This window comes from Lujinxingia vulgaris, from assembly GCF_007997015.1.
Lineage (GTDB): Bacteria > Myxococcota_A > Bradymonadia > Bradymonadales > Bradymonadaceae > Lujinxingia > Lujinxingia vulgaris.
Genome location: NZ_VOSM01000001.1, coordinates 754451 through 771917 on the forward strand (window position 1 = coordinate 754451; position 17467 = coordinate 771917).

Below are 17467 nucleotides of genomic sequence, written 5' to 3' on the forward strand. Positions count from 1 at the left end.
GCAGGTAAGTTCGTATGAACATCCATGAGTATCAGGCCAAGCAGATCTTTCGCGAGTACGGGGTGACCGTCCCCCAGGGGACCCCGGCGTTTAGCGTCGACGAGGCGGTGAAGGCCGCCGAAGAGCTCGGCGGAGAGCTCTGGGTGGTCAAGGCCCAGATTCACGCCGGCGGTCGCGGCAAGGCCGGCGGCGTCAAGCTCGCTAAGAGCCTCGATGAGGTTCGCGAGATCGCTACCGAGCTGCTCGGCTCGACGCTGGTCACCCACCAGACCGGCCCCGAAGGCCAGGTTGTGCGTCGCCTCTACATTGAGAGTGGCGTGGACATCGCCCGCGAACTCTACCTGGGGATGGTCGTCGACCGCGCCCGCGACGGTGTGGTGCTGATGGCCTCGACCGAAGGCGGCGTCGATATCGAAGAGGTCGCCGAGAGCCATCCCGAGAAGATTCACAAGGTCTTCATCGACTCGCTCACCGGTATGGCCGACTTCCAGGGCCGCCAGGTCGCGTTTGCGCTTGGCCTGGAAGGCAAGGCGGTGTTCAAGGCGGTGAAGTTCATGAAGGCGCTCTACAAGCTCTTTGTGGAGAAAGACGCCTCCATCGTGGAGATCAACCCCCTGGTTGTGACCGGCTCCGGCGACCTCATCGCCCTCGACGCCAAGGTCAACTTCGACGACAACGCCCTCTACCGTCACGCCGACGTTGAGGCGCTGCGCGACGTCTCCGAGGAAGATCCGGCCGAGCTCGAAGCCAAGAAGCACGGCCTGAGCTACGTGAGCCTCGATGGCAACATCGGCTGCATGGTCAACGGCGCCGGCCTGGCGATGGGCACCATGGACATCATCAGCCACTACGGCGGCGAGCCGGCCAACTTCCTGGATGTTGGGGGCGGAGCGACCAAAGAGACCGTCGCCGAAGCCTTCAAGATCATCACCCAGGATGAGGCGGTGAAGGTCATCTTCATCAACATCTTCGGTGGCATCATGAAGTGCGACGTGATCGCCGACGGCGTGGTCAACGCCGTGCAGGAAGTTGGCCTGAAGGTGCCGCTTGTGGTCCGCCTGGCGGGCACCAACGTGGATCTCGGCAAGAAGATCCTCGAAGAGAGCCCCTTCGACATCGTGAGCGCCGACAGCATGGCTGACGGCGCCCGCAAGGCCATTGAGCTGACCCAGGGCTGATCGCCCCGGCGCATTCCAAGACGCGTTGACCGGCGCGGCCGCCCCCCCTCAAGGGGCGCCGCCCAGAGACATATAGAGGTTGAAGATGAGTGTAATGGTAGACGAGTCCACCCGGCTGATCGTGCAAGGGATCACCGGTTCGGTCGGTAGCTTTCATACCGAACAGATGATCGAGTACGGCACCAACATCGTCGGTGGCGTGACCCCGGGCAAGAGTGGCCAGAAGGTTCACGGCGCGCCGGTCTTCGATACGGTGGCCGAGGCGGTCGCCGAGACCGGGTGCAACGCCAGCGTCATTTACGTGCCGCCCCCCTTTGCGGCCGACGCGATCATGGAAGCGGCCGACGCCGGCGTGGAGCTGATCGTGGCCATCACCGAAGGCGTGCCCGTCCAGGACATGATCACGGTGGTGCGTTACCTCAAAGACAAGAACGTGCGCCTCCTCGGTCCGAACTGCCCCGGTGTGATCAGCCCCGGTAAGTGCAAGATCGGCATTATGCCCGGTCATATTCACCTCCCGGGCAAGGTCGGCGTTGTGAGCCGCTCCGGCACGCTGACCTACGAAGCCGTCGGTCAGCTCACCGCGCTGGGCATCGGTCAGAGCACCTGCATCGGTATCGGTGGCGACCCGATCAACGGCATGAACTTCATCGACGCGCTCGAGCTCTTCGAGAACGACCCGGACACCGAAGCCGTCGTCATGATTGGCGAGATCGGTGGCACGGCCGAAGAAGAAGCCGCCGAATGGGTTCAGAAGAACATGAGCAAGCCTGTGGCGGGCTTCATCGCCGGCGCCTCGGCCCCTCCCGGAAAGCGCATGGGACACGCCGGCGCGATCATCTCCGGTGGCAAAGGCACTGCCGAAGAGAAGTTCAAGGCCATGGAAGCCGCCGGCATCGCCGTCTCGCGCTCGCCGGCCGAGATCGGCGAGACCCTCAAGAAAGCGATGGGCTGAGTTTGCCCTTTGTTTTTATAGCGACACCCCAACATCCAACGATTGAATCTGGAGAAACACCATGGCGATTGAACGCACCCTGAGCATCATCAAGCCCGACGGCGTGGAAAAGAACGTGATCGGCAAGATCATCGCGCGTTTTGAAGAAGAAGGCCTCACCCCGGTGGGCATCCGCATGGCGCACCTGGCCAGGCACGAAGCCGAAGGCTTCTACGCCGTGCACAAAGAGCGTCCCTTCTTCGGTGAGCTCGTTGAGTTCATGACCCGCGGCCCGGTGGTCGTGATGGCGCTGGAAGGCGAAGATGCCGTGGCCAAGAACCGCGAGATCATGGGCGCCACCAACCCGGCCGAAGCTGCCGAAGGCACCCTGCGCGCGCTCTACGCCACCGATATTGGCGAGAACACCGTGCACGGCTCCGACTCGGCTGAGAACGCCGCGATCGAAATCAAGTACTTCTTCAGCGACGTGCAGCTCTTCTCACGCGGCTGATTTCTGGGGCCGTCGCCGGCGTTGTGCCGGCGGCGGCCTTCACCTCGCGCACCGCATCGCGGACGCGGGGTGAATGCTCGGCTGACGCACCCATCACCAGGGGAGCGTGTGTTGAGCTGGCGGCACGGTTTGAGATCCCTACGCACTCGGCGTAGGCTCAGCTCGGCCGCCTTTTTTCTGAGAGAGAGACTCCCATGCGACGCGAACGCTCCCCGAGCATCGACCAGGCGCTCGAAGCGCTGAGCCAGGGCACCGACGAACTCGGTCCCATTGACCTGAAAAACTTTAGCCAGGCCGAGCTCAAGAAGCTGCTCGCTGAGGGTTTTGGCGAGAAAGCCTTTCGCGCCAAGCAGGTCTACCAGTGGCTCTACCTGCACCTGGCCGACGACTTTGAGGCGATGACCAACCTCTCCAAAGGGCTGCGCGAGCAGCTCAGCGCGAAGGCCCGCGTCTCGCCATTGGAGTTTGACGGCTCGCATACCGCCAGCGATGGCACGACCAAGCTCACGTTTAAGTGTGACGATGGGGCGGTTATCGAGACGGTGTTCATTCCTTCGGAGGGGCGCAACACGCTGTGCATCTCCAGCCAGGTGGGCTGCGCGATGGGCTGCACCTTCTGCTACACGGCGAAGATGGGCCTAAAGCGCAACCTGAGCACAGCCGAGATCGTGGAGCAGGTCGTGCAGGCGCGCCGACGCATGGGCGATGTGAATGGCCACATCGGCAACATCGTCTTCATGGGCATGGGTGAGCCGCTGCATAACGTCGACAACGTGATTCGCGCGATCCATATCCTGACCGATGAGCAGGGGCTGAACTTCTCGCGGCGCAAGGTCACCGTGTCGACCTCCGGGCTTGTGCCGGCGATCAAACGTCTGGGCGAAGAGACCGATGTGCAGCTCGCCATCAGCCTCAACGCCACCACCGATGAGACGCGCGGGCAGATCATGCCGGTCAACGACCGCTGGGATCTTCAGACGTTGATGGCGGCGCTCAAGGAGTTTCCGCTGACCAACCGCGAGCGCATCACCTTTGAGTACGTGATGATTCGCGACTTGAACGACACGCTCGAAGACGCGCAGCGCATCATTGAGCTGACGCGGGATATCCCCTCAAAAATCAACCTCATCCCCTTCAACCCCCACCCGCGCACCCCCTTCCAGACCCCGCCGGAGGAGCGCATCGACGCGTTTCAGAAGTATCTGGTCGATCGTAACGTCGGCGTGTACCGTCGGCGCACCCGGGGGCGCGATGAGATGGCCGCCTGCGGCCAACTCGGCAAACCCGGGGAGAAAGAGCCGCCGCACGTGCGCAAGCGGCTGGAAAAGTTTCGCAATGAGAGCCCGGCCAACGCCTGAGTGTGAACAGGCCGAGCGCGTAGTTCATTAAAGCATCGGGCGCTGTGGTGCGTCTGAACGGAGTGAGTCCAGGCATGAGTCTTTTGGTCGTAGGGTCGGTGGCGTTTGATTCGGTTGAGACGCCTTTTGGTAAGGCAGAAGAAGCCATCGGCGGGTCGGCGATGTTCTTCTCCACCTCCGCCAGTTATTTCACCGACGTGCAGCTCGTCGCGGTGATCGGGGAAGACTTCCCGCAGGAAGAAGTCGACTTTTTAAACTCCCGTAAGATCGACTGTGAGGGGCTTCATCGTGTGGCCGGCAAGACCTTCCGCTGGGAGGGCAAGTACGGCTTCGATCTCAATGAGGCCATCACGCTGGACACGCAGCTCAACGTCTTCGGTGACTTCCACCCGAAGTTGCCCGAGAGCTACCGCAACGCCGATATCGTCTTTTTGGCCAACATCGACCCCAGCCTCCTGCTGGTGGTGCTTGAGCAGGTCAAAAATCCTCGCCTGGTCGTGGCCGATACGATGAACTTCTGGATCGACGGTCCCAAGCGCGACGAGCTCGAGCGGGTCTTGAGTAAGGTCGATATGCTGGTGATCAACGAAGGCGAGGCGCGTAAGCTCGGTGGTGAGGCCAACGTGGTCAAGGCCGCGCGTGCCATTCAGGCCAGGGGGCCGAAGCACCTGGTGATCAAGCGCGGCGAGTACGGCGCGCTGCTTTTCAGCGGCGAAGAGATCTTCTTTGCGCCGGCCTATCCGCTGGAGTCGGTCTTTGATCCGACCGGCGCCGGCGACACCTTCGCGGGGGGCCTGCTGGGCTACCTCTCGAGCTGTGAGACCATTGGTACCAGAGAGCTTCGCCAGGCCACCGTGGTGGGCTGTGTGATGGCGAGCTTCTGTGTGGAAGATTTCAGCCTCAACGCGCTGCGCGATCTGAACACGAAGGCGATTGAAGAGCGTTTTGGGCTTTTTGAGCAGCTTGTCGGGTTTGGTCCGCTGGAGCCGCTGGACGCCTGACGATGTCGGTAGGAAGGGTCGGCACCCGCTGCCGAAGATGAACTTAGATGAGGTAGAGCGATGAAAATGTCGAATGCGTGGATGGTGTGGTTGGCCTCGGCGGCCCTTCTGGGCACGGCGGCCTGCGGTGGAGAGACCGATGAGGAGGTCGACGCGGGCGTGGAAGCCGACGCGGACGCCGGCGATGACGAAGCTGGCGAGTACGCCGAAGAGCCCGAGTTTGAGGCGCAGTACGACATGCGCTTTAACGCCTTTGCGTTTGAGCAGGGCACGCCGGGCTTTTCGCTCAACAGCCCGCTTGAGTACTTCCTGGACCAGAGCCTGGATTACCCGGTCGTGGTGCTGGTGGAACTTCGCGATATCGACACCGCCGCGGGCACCCTGCAGGTGCGCGGCGGTGCCGGGCTGAAGACCGCCACCGAGGGTGAGTACGTCTGGGATGAAGAGGTCGCGGAGCCGGAGGCGGTGGCGGGCACCATCGCTGCCAATGGCGATTTTGAGGCGACGCTGCCGCTCCTGAGCTTTGTGGCCACGGTGGAGTCGGGCGACGAGATCAACAAGACGGTGATCCCGATTCGCGACCTGGCCATCGACGCGAAACTGCAGGCCAGCGCGGCTGGTGAGAACCCGGTGATCAACGACGGGATGCTCAGCGGGTTTGTGCTGCTCTCCGAGATCGAAGATGTGGGGCTGACCATTGTTCCCGGCCAGAATCCTCTTCCGCTGACGCAACTCTTCGGCGGACCGGAGTCGGTGAATTACGATTACGATGAAGATGGCGAGAACGACGCCTGGCAGCTCAGCGCGACGTTCAGCGCCGAGCAGACCGTGATCGTGGAGTGATTGCAGACCGACCTCGTGGCCGAAAGTGGTCGCGAGGTCGGTGCTGGCTGCGGCATGGTGAGTGCGCCGCTACACGGGCCGATTGACACCGTCGATCGGCCCTCTCTACAATCGCCGCTTCGATCGGGTGACTCATTTCCGGGTTCGACTGGCGACGCGTTGTGCGAGAAGCCGGCCCGACGCGCAAAAGACGTAGGCGAAGCGTGGAACGCGAGAACCGACAGCTCGGGGAGTATCGGCTGCTGGCCCATCTGGCCAAAGGTGGGCAGTCGGCGGTGTTTCTTGCGGCGCGCGGTGGGCCGCACGGCTTCTTCCGCCCGGTGGTGATCAAGGGCATCCCGGACCGCAACCTGGGCGATCGCCGCTTTGAGGCGCTCTTTTATAAAGAAGCGACGGTCTCCTCGCGTTTTTCGCATCCGCACGTGGTCACGGTGCACGACGCCAAGCAGGTGGGCGATGAGCACTTTATGGTCATGGATTATGTGGCCGGTCAGACCGTCGCGGACCTCGCGCAGCGGGCGTTCTCGCAGGGCGACGGGCTGAGCCTGCACGAGTCGCTGCTCATCGTGGCGGATGCGTGTGAGGGGCTCGACTATGTGCACGGTTTTGTGGACATCGATCAGCAGAGCTACTCGATTGTGCACTGCGATATCAGCCCGCAGAACCTGATGGTGACCTACCAGGGCATCACGCGGGTCTTCGATTTTGGCATCGCGCAGGTGGTGGGGGAGACGGCGGGGGGCAGCGATGAGCTGGTGGGCGGAAAGTTTGCCTACATGAGCCCGGAGCAATGCCGTGGTGAAGGCGTGGACGGGCGCTCGGACATCTTCAGCCTGGGTGTGATCGCCTATGAGCTTGTGAGCGCGCAGCGACTCTTCCGCCGTGGTTCGGTCGAGGAGGTCAAAGAGGCGCTTTTGACGGAGCCGATCGATGCGCCGAGCACGGCCTCGGAGTGGGTGCCGGCGGAGATTGACCCGATCATCATGAGGGCGCTTGAGCGGGATCCGGCCGAGCGTTATCAGCGCGCTGGCGAGTTCGGCGCGGCGATCCGGGCGTATCTGACGGGGCTGGGCGTTGATCTCGAAGCGCTACGTGAGGGGCTCGGTGGGAAGGTTGCGGCGCTCTTTGCGCAGGAGCGCCAGGAGGTTGCCCGCGCACTCCGAGACGCCCGCGAGCAGATGAGTGACCAGGCGCTCCGACCGCCCAGTGAGGCGTCGGTGGAGGTCGCGACCTACCGCGCCCAACTCGTCGCCAGCGAAGAGGCGCTGGAAGAAGCGCACGCCCGCGTCGAAGAGCTGAGCCTGGGGGCGCAGCGGGGCGCGGAGCTTATCGGCGCGCTCTCCGACGAGGTGCGCGCGCTGCGTCGGCGCCAGAGCTACTTTGTGGCGGCGATCGTGGCGCTCTCACTCTTTGCGGCGGCGATTGCCACTTTCTCGATGACCGAGCTGGGCGCCGGCGCGACAGCGAGCGCCGAGGCCGCGCAGCAGGACTGAGGCCGCTGAGGCGCATCATTAAAGAACTTCGGCGCAATTGTGCATGGATCAAAAAAGCCCGGGCTCGATGAGCCCGGGCTTTTTTGCGTCATTCAGATGAGCCTTAGCTCAGCGCGTCGCGCACCGCGTCGGCAAAGGCCTCGACCGCCGCCGGGATGCCGGCCGGGTTCTGACCGCCGGCCTGCGCCAGGGTGGGGCGCCCGCCCCCTCGCCCGTCAACGTGGCTGGAGACGCGGTTGATGAGGTCGCCGGCCTTGACCTTGCGCGCCTTAAAGGCGGCGTCGGTGACCACGCAGATCAGCGCGGCCTTCTCGTCGATCTCGCTGGCGAGCAGCACGACGGCTTCGGCCTGGCCGAGCTTCTCACGGAGGTTGTCGGCGTAGGCCATCAGCTGGTCGCGGGTGCCGGCGGCCACCGAGGTGGCGATGACCTTGAGGCCGTCGATCTCGGCAGCGTCGTCGAGCAGGGCGTCGGCGCCGCGGTTGGCCAACTTCTGCGAGAGGCTGTCGACCTCGCGCTCCAGGCGGCTGCGATCTTCGAGAATGGCGCGGGCGCGGTCGTTGAGGTTGGCCACATCCGATTTGAAGAGCTCGGCCAACTTCTGAAGTTGAGCGCGCTCGTTCTGGAAGGCCTCCAGCGCGCCCTCTTCGGTGAGCGCCTCGATGCGGCGGATGCCGGCGGCGACGCTGGACTCGCTGGTGATGCGGAAGAGGCCAATATCACCGGTGTTGGCCACGTGGGTGCCGCCGCAGAGCTCCACCGACTCACCGGGGATCTCCACCACGCGCACCGTATCACCATACTTTTCGCCGAAGATGGCCATGGCGCCCATCTCGTCGACGGCGGTGTCGCGGTCGACCCCGGTGTGGCAGGTGACCTTATGATGTTCGCGGATCTGACGGTTGACGCGGGCCTCGATGCGGCGGAGCTCCTCGGGGGTCAGGGGCTTACCGTAGCTGAAGTCAAAGCGCAGGCGGTCCGGGGCCACGAGCGAGCCGGCCTGGAAGATGGCGCTGTCGACCTCGTCGCGAAGCGCGGCGTGCAGAAGGTGGGTGGCGGTGTGGTTGGCCGCCGTCTTCTGGCGATGGCGTGTATCGACCACCGCCTTGAACTCACCCTTAAAGTCGGGCTCGCCTTTGACCACGCTGACGCGGTGCACGATGCCGATGGGCGCCTTCTGAGTGTCTTCGACCTTGAGCACAAGGTCGCCATCTTTGCCGATGAGCTGGCCGCGGTCGCCGACCTGGCCGCCGCTCTCGGCGTAGAAGGGCGTCTGGGCCAGAAGCAGCTCGTAGCCGGTGGCGATCTTGCGCATCTTGCGCACGGTGGTGGTGGCCTCCAGCGCGCCGTAGCCGATGAAGGTGTCGGCGCTGCCTTCCTCAACCGTCACCCAGTCGCCCACGCCGGCGGCGTCGGCGTACATGTCTTTGCCGCGGCTGGTCTCCTGGTGCTCTTTCCAGAGCGCTTCGTAGCCTTCCCAGTCGATGCTCATGCCGCGTTCTTCGGCCATGATCTCGGTGAGGTCCGGCGGGAAGCCGAAGGTGGCGTGAAGCTGGAAGACTTCATCGCCGCTGAGCGTCTTTTGATCTTCGGCGTCGGCGCGGGCAGCGGCGTCTTCGAAGAGCTCCAGACCGCGCTCCAGGTTGCGGAAGAAGCGCTCTTCTTCAAGCCGGATGAGTTCGCCGGCCTCCTGACCGGTAGCGCGCAGCTCGGGGTAGACCTCGCCATAGGCCTCTACCACGGTGGCGGCGACTTTATGCAGGAAGGGGCCCTTGAAGCCCAGGTTGCGACCGTGGCGCACAGCGCGGCGCAGGATGCGGCGCAGCACGTAGCCGCGCCCGTCGTTGGCGAACTTCGCGCCGTCGCAGATGGCGAAGGTCACCGTGCGCACGTGGTCGGCGATGACGGCGTAGTCCGAGAAGTTCTCGGCTTTGTAGAAGACTTCCAGGTCGCGCTCAACATCGTCGCCCAGGAGCTCAAAGAGGGTTTTGAAGATCGGCGTGAAGAGCTCGGTGTGGAAGACGTTGTCGCGCTCAGCGAGCACCATCGCGGCGCGGTCAAGGCCGAGGCCGGTGTCGACGCTCTTCATCGGCAGCGGGTTGAGCGTGCCGTCTTCGTCGCGGTTGAACTCCATGAAGACGAGGTTCCAGATTTCGTTGATGCGGTCGTCGTCGTAGCCTTCTTGGAAGGTAAAGGGGCCCTGTTCGGGGTGCAGATCGTAGTGGATCTCGGTGCAGGGACCGCAGGGGCCTGTGGGGCCCATCGACCAGAAGTTTTCTTCGTCGCCTTCTTCGATATCGCCCAGGCGCAGGACGCGCTCGGGGGCGACGTCCATCTCTCTGGTCCAGATATCAAAACACTCGTCGTCATCTTTGTAGATGGTGACGTAGAGGCGGTCTTTGTCGAGCTTGAGCTCGTTGAGCAGAAAGTCCCAGGCCCACTTGATGGACTCGCGCTTGTAGTAGTCGCCAAAGGACCAGTTCCCGAGCATCTCGAAAAAGGTCAGGTGGCGGCCGTCTTTGCCGACTTCGTCGAGGTCGTTGTGCTTGCCGCCGGCGCGCACGCATTTCTGGACGCTGGCCGCGCGGGTGTAGTCGCGGGTCTCATTGCCCAGCAGCAGGTCTTTAAACTGGTTCATGCCTGCGTTGGTAAAGAGCAGCGTCGGGTCGGCCTGGGGGACGACTGGCGAGGAGGCGACCACGCGGTGATCGTGCTTTTCGAAGAAGGCGAGGAAGCGGCTGCGAAGTTCGTTGGGAGTCATCATAGCGTCCACATCGTATGGCGAGTTCGAGCTGAGAGCGGGGCCGCGGCGACGCGAGATCGGCCGAGGCATCGGGAGCAAAGAACAGCCTTGCTCGCGAGTGTCTTCCGCGCGCGTGCGGTCAATGGGGGCGGTGTTTAGCACGGGGGGAAGCGCAGAATCAACAAGGGCGCGGCGAATGCGCGCTGCCGCGCGGGTCTGCGGGCGATTTCGGTCCGGACTGAGGAGGCGGGGGAGAAGGGCGGCCGGGAAATTTTTTGACGGCGCGGACAATCTCGACGAGCCTGAGTGGGTACTGAGAGCGGCCTCGATGCCTGGCCCCCGGCCGTGCAGGCTTAATGTGTAGCCTGTGGGATTGTGAAAGTGACACTGGAAGGTTTATGAAAGTATTGCTTGAGCTTTTGGGCGACGCCTGTCGAGTTTTAAAGGGTGTGGAGACGCTCTCGGAGTTTCGCCCCGAATCGCGCGACCGTATGCGTGAGCTGCTCTCCCAGCTTCGCCTGGAGCTCGATCGCCTGCTCGATGCCGATGCGCCGGTCGACCCGGAGTTGGCCGGTCGCGAGCCCTTTTTGCAGCGGGCGCTCGAGGCGATCGCCTCCCAGAGTTACGTGGAGGCGCGCGCGGTGCTGGCTGAGGCGGTGGAGCGCTTCCCGCAGGATTTTGAGTTCTTGAGTTATCTGGGGCTCATCGCCTGGGAGCAGGGCGACCTTGTGGAGGCCGAGCGTTCCTATCGGCGCGCGATGGAGGTGGTCTTTGCCGAGGGGCTTAACGCCGGGGAGGTGGAGAGCGGCGACGATCCGGTGCTTCGCGCCGTGGAGGGTCGCGCGCTTTGCCTCTATCGGCTGGGTGAGCTTGAGGCGGCGCAGCGCCATTTTGAGTGGCTGGGCTCGAACTTCCCCGAGCAGTACATCGGCTGTCTCTTTCTGGCCGGGGAGGCCTACCACCGCATGGGGCTTCTGCGGGAGGCGCTGCGTTGTTATGAGGCGGTGCCCGTGGAGCCGGCGGTGCTCTACAACCGGGGGCTGGCGCTCTACGGCTGCGACCGGCTCGAGGAGTCGGCGCGGGCGTTGATCGAAGGGTTTGTCGCAAACATCTATGTGGCGATGACGCTGCTGGGGCGCTTTGGATACCGTCGCCCCTGCACGCCGGGCTACCTGGGCAGTGAGGCGTATGCCGAGGAGCTTGTGGAGGCCTGCGTCGGGCTCTGGCACGGGCATCCGGGGAGCGTGCGATTTATGGAGCGCTGCTTCGACCATCCGCTGGTGCAGGCGCATCTGCAGCAATGCGGGGAGCAGGGCGGCACGCGTCTTTTGCAGGCCGGAGAGAGCGGGGTGGAGACCGACGCGTTTCTGGAGCAGCTCAACGACGCGGGCACCCTGCAGAGCATGGCGCGGCGCGTGATTCAGCGCCTGGATGCCTGAGCTGAGCGACTCGCCAGAGGGTTGAGGCACCGCTCAGGTGGGGGAGTCGCCGGAGGTGGTCGCCAGGGTATCTTCGCGCGCGGTGCGGCGGCTGCGCGTCTCCGAAGAGGTCGCGCTCTCGCGCAGCTGCGCGATGAGGGCTGAGCCCTCCAGACTTTCGCTCAGATGAATGACCCGCTGGGGAAGGGGAACGTCCACACCCAGATCGCGCAGCCGGGCGTGAATCGCGCCGGTGAGCTCGCTCTTGGCCGAGACGTAGTTCTGGCGCTCGCTCCACGCGCGCACCAAAAGCTCCATGCCGTTTTCGCCAAAACGGTCGATCAGCACAATCGGGGCGGGTTCATCGAGGATCGTGGGCAGCGCGTGCATCGTGTGGGTGAGCTTTCGTTGCAGCACCAGAAGATCGCAATCAAAGGGCACCCGGACCGCCACCTCAATGCGGCGTACGCCGTAGAGGGTGTAGTTGATGATCGTGCTCTTGAGCAGCACCTCGTTGGGGATGCGCACCATCAGGTTGTCGAAGGTGCGGATGCGCGTGCTCAGAAGATCGATGGAGATCACCGTGCCCAGGGTGGTGTCGATTTTGACGGTGTCGTCGATCGAGAAGGGCCGATCCATAAAGAGAAAAAAGCCCGAGATGATGTTGGAGACGCTGGTCTGGGCGGCAAAACCCAGCGCGACGGTGAAGATGCCGGCGGCGGCCAGAAGTCCGCTCAGCTGCACGCCCAGCGCGCTGAGCGCGATGAGCACCACGAGCATAAAGGCGCCGTAAAAGGCTGTCTTGCTGGCGATGACGGCGCTGTGAGGGCTTGCGCCGTGGCGCAGTCGCACCACGCGCTCGACCCCGCGGGCAAAGAACTTCGCGATGAAGTAGCCCACAATGACCCAGAAGACGCCCAGGATATAGGGCTCAATGCCCTCCCAGCCGCCCAGGCGAGTGAGCCAGCGGTTGATGGTCTCGTTCATAGGGGTGTCTGGGGCTTAAAAGCCGTGCTCCAGGCCGGTCTTGGCGCGGTAGGCGTGCAAAAAGGTGTAGGCGCGGCGCGTCTCGTGGGCGTTGGGGCGGCGACCGCTGTGGGCGATGGCCTCCCCGCCTTCGGGGCCGTTGTCGATGAGCACCTCGGCCTCATTGGGGCCGAGCAGACGCATCTTCACCTGGCTTGTGCAGAGGGTGTCGCGATCGGGGTGGCGGTAGAGCCCCAGTGAAGCGGTGGGCAGCATGATCTTGCTGACTTCGCGCGGCTCCGGGGTGGTGTTGGTGACCGTCAGCGGGATCGTCGCCCACAACGCATAGTGCGTCTCGTCGGGGAGGCGAAGATCCAGTGCGCAGATCGGGTGATCTTCAAGCCCCTCGCCGGCATCCGGCGCACAGACCGGCGCCCGAAAGGAGGTGCAGATCTGCCCGGAGTCCACCGGCCCGTAGAGCCCCGGCGAGGTGCGTGGCGCGGGAAGATCGAGAAGATGCACGTTGCCGCCCGGGTGCAGCGCCTCGATGCGAAGCCCCAGGGGCAGCCCCAGCACCACTTGCATGGTGAGCCCCGCCGGACATAGAAGCTGCGGGGTAGGGAAGGCCAGGAGTGCGCGCTCGCCAAAGTTCGGAAGAAAGCGCAGCGCGCTGCAACTTGCAGGAAGGGCACAATGTCGCGTGCTAAGCTCCTCGCCAGTGTCGATCACCAGCGCCTGCGCGCCACGACGTTTGAGGTGAAGGGGTTTATCGTAGACGTTGAGCGCTTTAAGCGCACCGTCGTCGAGTTTGATCTGCAGGGGCCACCGGGTTTCCATAGACGACCGTAAGCGCCGGGCATTGCCGACGCATAAGAGAGCGAGAGAGTGAGGAGAGGCCAGAGATGGTGGGCGGGGGGAGTCAGCGCGGTCGGCCTGGCTGCGCTCGCCATTGGCGTCCTCGGAGAGGCCGACGAGGAGCAGATTAAGCACAGCGTCGACTTGGAGCAAGGGGTGCTCGCCCCCTATCAGGGCGAGGTTGAGCAGCCTCGCGCTCTGGCGGGTGATGATGCACCGCCGACGCAGGCGCGATGGGTGCAGGTGCTCGATGAGGACGAGCGCGCGCTGGCGTCACGGGTGATGGTGAGCGCGCCGGGGCTGTGGCCCCCCGTAGTAACTCGCAGCGATGAGGCAGGCTACGTGGCGCTGCCCGAGCCCGGCGCGCGCGGCCCGGGCAAAGAGCCGATGCGCTTTTATGAGTTCCTGGCCCGCAGCGACGACGACGACGACGAGCCCCGGGCCTTCTGGGGCGTGATTCAGGGCCCGGGCGGTCCGGTCTTTGCCGAGGAGGGCGCGCGTTTTGTGCGCGCGGCCCCCGCCGCCGATCTTCGCCTGGGCATCGTCGACGCCGAGGGCGCGCCGGTGGAGGGGGCGTTTGTGCGACTCTCGCGTGATAGCCTCGCGCTTTTGCATCTGCACGTGACTACACGCGAAGATGGCGTGGCGGCGTTTCGACAGATTCCTCCGGGCACTTATTACGTGACCATCGACGCCGACAGGCACTCCCGGCGCACCCTGCAGGTGCAGCATGAGGCCGACGACGCGTTTATGCTCAACGTCGAACTTCTCGAAGGCGGCGGGTTGCGCATGCCCGAGGCCTGGCGCGCGCCGGTGGCCCAGGTGCTGGGGCAGTCGAGCTCGAAGTCGTCTGCAAGCGAAGCGCCTTCGCCTGAAGACGCCACATCCGAAAAAAAAGACGACGAAGTCGCGCGCGAGGCGCTTGAGATCTATGTGGCCGATCCGCAGGGCGCCGGTGTGAGCGGCGCCTGGGTGGAGGTCTGGCAGGCTGGCGAGCGTGTGGCCTCGGGCGTGAGCGCGGGAAGTCGCGCGCTGCATGTGCAGGTGCCCGCCGGCGCGCCGCTCACCGTGTACGCCACGCATCCCGGCTGGGGTGAGGGGCAGCTTGGGGGCGTTAAGGCCGGCGCACGGGGCGGCGCGACAGTGCGTCTGGGGCGGCCGCTGCTCTCGGCGCCGGTGCCTGATCGGGTGCGCTCGATGTCGGCGATTGAGGCAGCGTTGGAGCAGCGCATTGTCGACACCGGTTCTGGCCACCAGATCGATGTGGTGGACCCGCAGAGTGCCGCGGCCCGCGCCGGGGTTGAGCGCGGCGATGCGCTGGTCTTTGCGCGGCGGGTTGGCGGGGAGATGCGGGTGACGGTCTCGCGGGGCGGCAGTTTTCTGGAGGTCGCGCTGCCGCAGTGAGTCGCAATGGTGTTGCTGGAAAGTGGTTTGATTTCAGGGGTTTATGTTGCCAATAAGATCGATCTTTCCGGTCGTCTTCAGGTAGAGTTCCGTCAAATCCCTCACCTCGCCGGACTTCATCTTCCGGTCGAGTTCGGCGCGGCTGATGTCCATCGCGAGCTCGCCGCCCTGCAGGAGCACGAAGCGGGAGCAGAGGCGCTCAAGCATATCCAGGATATGGCTGGAGAGGAGGATGGCGCCGCCCTGATCGCAGTGGCGCTGGAGGCGAGTGCGCAAGCGAGCGGTGGATTCGGGGTCGAGCCCGACGAAGGACTCGTCGAGCACCAGCAGTTTGGGGCTGCCGAGCAGCACCGAGGCGATGGCGAGCTTTCGGGCCATGCCGCCGGAGTACTCTTTGAGCACGACATGGCGAGCATCTTCGAGCTCGGTGATGGCCAGCAGCTCCTCGATCTCGGCGTCGCGCTGAGCTGCGGGAAGTTCGCGCAGCTCGGCCACAAAGTGCAGGTACTCCAGGCCCGTGAGGTAATCGAGCATGGCCAGGTGCTGGGGCACAAAGCCCAGGTGTTTGCGGGCCTCCACCGGGTTTGCGACCACGTCGACGCCGTTGATGTGCACGCTGCCCTCATCGGGGGCGGTGATGCCGGCGACGCAGCCCATCGTCGAGGATTTGCCGGCGCCGTTGGGGCCGATCAACGCTACAAACTCGCCCGGCGCGATGCTCAGGTTGACCTGATTGACGGCGACAAGCCGGCGGTAGCGCTTGGTGAGGTTCTCTAAGACCAGGGCAGGGGTGGGGGCGGTCATGCGGGGCTCCGGCCGGGGGCGGCGGGTGAGGAGGACGGGGAGGGCAGAACGAGGGCTGCGGCGATGAGGGTGGCGCTCACCACCAGCGCGACGGGGAGCGAGAGGCCGGCCAGCGCGGCGAGTATCAGGGTGACGCCGGCGGGCAGCCAGCGCTCGCGGGTGCGGGTCTGGGGCAGCAGGCGCAGCGCCGCGGCAAGCCCCGTGGCGAGCGCGAGCGAAGCGAGCGCGACGAGCCAGGCGCCGGGCTCTGTGCGCCATAGTCCGTTGATCAGCGCGACGAGCAGCGCAAAGGGGAGGGCCAGAAAGAAGACTTCGCGCACGGCCAGGCGAAACACGGCGTTGTCCACATCGGTCGGCGCCAGCGCAAGCGCGGTGGGGCTGTGCAGACGCCCGGCCTGGCGGGAGACGCGCAGCCAGGGATTGATGATCAGCGCGAGCATTAAGGTCGGCGCCATCGCCACCGCCCAGCCGGGGCGCGCCGCCGTTTCGATCACGGCCAGTCCCACCGCGGCGAGCACGAGGACCACGGCGTAGCCCACACGTCCGGCGGCCAGGCGGCGGTCGCCGTCGAGTACCAGCGCCCGGTAGGCCAGCGCCGCACCGCGGCTCAAACCCCGCTCCAGGCGCTGCGGCACCTCAAAGGAGGAGCGCTGGTAGTCCATCACCGCCTGAAACTCCGCGCTGTCGGCCTCGCGGAAGCGCGCGGCCATCGCGTGGTAATGCCCCGCAAAAGTGCGCCACGACGTCAGCATGGCAAAAAGCCAGGCGCCGGCGAGCAGCGCGCTGCCGATTAAGAAAGGCTCACTGATGCGCTCCAGGCGCAGCGGCTCACCCAGGAGTAACTTCCAGAAAAGCGCGGCGATCACCACCGCCGCGAGCCCCGCGCCGGGCGCATAAAGAAAGACCTGGCCGCTGCCGCCGTAGATATCACCACCGAGCTTCGGCCCACCTTTTTGGGAGTGCTCGTCAGGAATCAGCTGTCGGCCGGCCAGCACCATCGCGCACATCGAGAGGCCCGCGCCCAACCACAACGCCCCGAAGAGCATCGCGATCGACGCCAGCGCCGCGCCCACACCCCCATTCCACATCAGCGGCACAAAAATCAGGCTGGCCGCCGCCGCGCTCAAAGTCGCTTCGGTGAGCGTGGAGAGGGTGCGGTCCACAAAAAACGCCGAAGGCCGGATGGGCAGAGGTTGCAACGCCAGCGCATCACTGCGCCGAAAGAGCAGCTCCATCACCCGGAAGTTGAGCACCGAAGCCAGAAGAGCGCTCAGCCAGAAGGCCGCCTCCAGCGCGTTCTGACCCGGCGGCAGGCGATCGGCCTCGACGCCCTGGCTCGTCGCCAGCGCTTCGGGCGGCGCCAGCAGATCAGGCGCAAGAAGATGCCCGACGCCCAGGAGCGCGAGCACGCCCAGCGCGCTCATCAGCAGGGTGAGCGGTCGGTTGGAGTGGCGAGCAGCGGCGCGGTTTCGCCACTGCTGGCCCCGCAGCGCGAGCACGCGCCAGAGGTTGGCATTCACAATTCAATCAGCCTGAGCAAGTTCAACGTCGAGGGGCAATCTGGCGACTATGCGCCTTATTCGTTAGCATGCGTGGGGGAAGTCGTCTCGGAGCGCTCCGGCAAGTTCAGCGGCTCGGCGCCCGCGCTTTGATCGCCGCGCGAACCGTGATAGACGGGGCTTGGCGAGCCCTGCCGCTCCATCACGGAGCTGACTTCGCGGTGGATGTTGCGAAGACGCATCTCCACGGTCGGCGCCAGCGGGCTGGCTGGGTAACGTTTCAAAAACGCCTCGTACCCCGAGAGCGCCTCACCGTAGTTTCCCCCGCGATAATGGACCTCGGCCGCCTCAAAGAGCTCGGTCTCGGTGGCCTCCGGCTCGGAGCAGGCCATCATCGCCAGCATACTTACTACCAGCAGTGCCCCTAACCGTGCGCGCGCTCGGCGCGCTATCCCTGGAA

Annotated in this window: 15 protein-coding genes; 9 read left to right on the forward strand and 6 right to left on the reverse strand. The window is 64.8% G+C overall.

All coding sequences use genetic code 11. The features are described from left to right. The first annotated feature begins 14 nt into the window (after window positions 1-14). The 7 genes from sucC to FRC98_RS03080 all read left to right on the forward strand — a co-directional run bounded on the left by sucC (window position 15) and on the right by FRC98_RS03080 (window position 7318). Complete coding sequence (gene sucC / locus FRC98_RS03050) at window positions 15-1178, forward strand: ADP-forming succinate--CoA ligase subunit beta (protein WP_146979815.1); 1164 nt, start codon at window positions 15-17, stop codon at window positions 1176-1178. A gap of 85 nt (window positions 1179-1263) precedes the next feature. Then, complete coding sequence (gene sucD, locus FRC98_RS03055; protein ID WP_146979816.1) at window positions 1264-2133, forward strand: succinate--CoA ligase subunit alpha; 870 nt, start codon at window positions 1264-1266, stop codon at window positions 2131-2133. A gap of 61 nt (window positions 2134-2194) precedes the next feature. Beyond that, window positions 2195-2623, forward strand: coding sequence for a nucleoside-diphosphate kinase (gene ndk / locus FRC98_RS03060; protein WP_146979817.1), 429 nt, complete (start codon window positions 2195-2197; stop codon window positions 2621-2623). Window positions 2624-2817: 194 nt separating this feature from the next. After that, window positions 2818-3981, forward strand: a complete 1164-nt coding sequence (rlmN, locus tag FRC98_RS03065; RefSeq protein WP_146979818.1) for a dual-specificity RNA methyltransferase RlmN — start codon at window positions 2818-2820, stop codon at window positions 3979-3981. A gap of 74 nt (window positions 3982-4055) precedes the next feature. Further along, window positions 4056-4982, forward strand: coding sequence for a PfkB family carbohydrate kinase (locus tag FRC98_RS03070; protein ID WP_146979819.1), 927 nt, complete (start codon window positions 4056-4058; stop codon window positions 4980-4982). A gap of 60 nt (window positions 4983-5042) precedes the next feature. Further along, window positions 5043-5825, forward strand: coding sequence for a hypothetical protein (locus tag FRC98_RS03075; RefSeq protein WP_146979820.1), 783 nt, complete (start codon window positions 5043-5045; stop codon window positions 5823-5825). 203 nt (window positions 5826-6028) lie between these two features. After that, window positions 6029-7318, forward strand: coding sequence for a serine/threonine protein kinase (locus FRC98_RS03080; protein ID WP_230467216.1), 1290 nt, complete (start codon window positions 6029-6031; stop codon window positions 7316-7318). A 103-nt stretch (window positions 7319-7421) separates the two neighbouring features. On the opposite strand, the gene alaS is transcribed toward FRC98_RS03080, so the two are convergent. Beyond that, on the reverse strand, window positions 7422-10082 hold the full coding sequence (alaS, locus tag FRC98_RS03085) for an alanine--tRNA ligase (protein ID WP_230467217.1): 2661 nt from the start codon (window positions 10080-10082) through the stop codon (window positions 7422-7424). 377 nt (window positions 10083-10459) lie between these two features. Between alaS and FRC98_RS03090 the strand changes: the two genes are divergently transcribed. Continuing rightward, window positions 10460-11500, forward strand: a complete 1041-nt coding sequence (locus FRC98_RS03090; protein ID WP_230467218.1) for a tetratricopeptide repeat protein — start codon at window positions 10460-10462, stop codon at window positions 11498-11500. Window positions 11501-11533: 33 nt separating this feature from the next. On the opposite strand, the gene FRC98_RS03095 is transcribed toward FRC98_RS03090, so the two are convergent. Beyond that, on the reverse strand, window positions 11534-12466 hold the full coding sequence (locus FRC98_RS03095; protein WP_146979824.1) for a mechanosensitive ion channel family protein: 933 nt from the start codon (window positions 12464-12466) through the stop codon (window positions 11534-11536). 15 nt (window positions 12467-12481) lie between these two features. Next, the gene (locus tag FRC98_RS03100; protein ID WP_146979825.1) at window positions 12482-13282 is read right to left on the reverse strand and encodes a DUF432 domain-containing protein; all 801 of its coding nucleotides are present in this window, start codon (window positions 13280-13282) and stop codon (window positions 12482-12484) included. Window positions 13283-13456: 174 nt separating this feature from the next. Between FRC98_RS03100 and FRC98_RS03105 the strand changes: the two genes are divergently transcribed. Beyond that, window positions 13457-14704 (forward strand): carboxypeptidase regulatory-like domain-containing protein, encoded by a 1248-nt coding sequence (locus FRC98_RS03105; RefSeq protein ID WP_146979826.1) that lies wholly within the window; start codon window positions 13457-13459, stop codon window positions 14702-14704. A gap of 33 nt (window positions 14705-14737) precedes the next feature. On the opposite strand, the gene FRC98_RS03110 is transcribed toward FRC98_RS03105, so the two are convergent. Genes FRC98_RS03110 through FRC98_RS03115 form a run of 3 tightly spaced genes read right to left on the reverse strand, consistent with a single transcriptional unit; the run spans window position 14738 to window position 17411 of the window. Then, window positions 14738-15508: an ABC transporter ATP-binding protein gene (locus tag FRC98_RS03110; RefSeq protein ID WP_230467219.1), complete on the reverse strand. Its 771-nt coding sequence runs from the start codon at window positions 15506-15508 to the stop codon at window positions 14738-14740. After that, entirely contained in the window at window positions 15505-17028 is a 1524-nt protein-coding gene (locus tag FRC98_RS21240) for a hypothetical protein (protein ID WP_230467220.1), read from the reverse strand. The genes FRC98_RS03110 and FRC98_RS21240 overlap by 4 nt, the downstream gene beginning before the upstream one ends. Window positions 17029-17084: 56 nt before the next feature. Further along, complete coding sequence (locus FRC98_RS03115) at window positions 17085-17411, reverse strand: tol-pal system YbgF family protein (RefSeq protein ID WP_146979828.1); 327 nt, start codon at window positions 17409-17411, stop codon at window positions 17085-17087. Between the last annotated feature and the right edge of the window lie 56 nt (window positions 17412-17467).

Coding starts and splice junctions, on each gene's coding strand:
- sucC (WP_146979815.1), top strand. CDS start 15: ATGAACATCCATGAGTATCAGGCCAAGCAGATCTTTCGCGAGTACGGG.
- sucD (WP_146979816.1), top strand. CDS start 1,264: ATGAGTGTAATGGTAGACGAGTCCACCCGGCTGATCGTGCAAGGGATC.
- ndk (WP_146979817.1), top strand. CDS start 2,195: ATGGCGATTGAACGCACCCTGAGCATCATCAAGCCCGACGGCGTGGAA.
- rlmN (WP_146979818.1), top strand. CDS start 2,818: ATGCGACGCGAACGCTCCCCGAGCATCGACCAGGCGCTCGAAGCGCTG.
- FRC98_RS03070 (WP_146979819.1), top strand. CDS start 4,056: ATGAGTCTTTTGGTCGTAGGGTCGGTGGCGTTTGATTCGGTTGAGACG.
- FRC98_RS03075 (WP_146979820.1), top strand. CDS start 5,043: ATGAAAATGTCGAATGCGTGGATGGTGTGGTTGGCCTCGGCGGCCCTT.
- alaS (WP_230467217.1), bottom strand. CDS start 10,082: ATGATGACTCCCAACGAACTTCGCAGCCGCTTCCTCGCCTTCTTCGAA.
- FRC98_RS03090 (WP_230467218.1), top strand. CDS start 10,460: ATGAAAGTATTGCTTGAGCTTTTGGGCGACGCCTGTCGAGTTTTAAAG.
- FRC98_RS03095 (WP_146979824.1), bottom strand. CDS start 12,466: ATGAACGAGACCATCAACCGCTGGCTCACTCGCCTGGGCGGCTGGGAG.
- FRC98_RS03100 (WP_146979825.1), bottom strand. CDS start 13,282: ATGGAAACCCGGTGGCCCCTGCAGATCAAACTCGACGACGGTGCGCTT.
- FRC98_RS03110 (WP_230467219.1), bottom strand. CDS start 15,508: ATGACCGCCCCCACCCCTGCCCTGGTCTTAGAGAACCTCACCAAGCGC.
- FRC98_RS03115 (WP_146979828.1), bottom strand. CDS start 17,411: ATGCTGGCGATGATGGCCTGCTCCGAGCCGGAGGCCACCGAGACCGAG.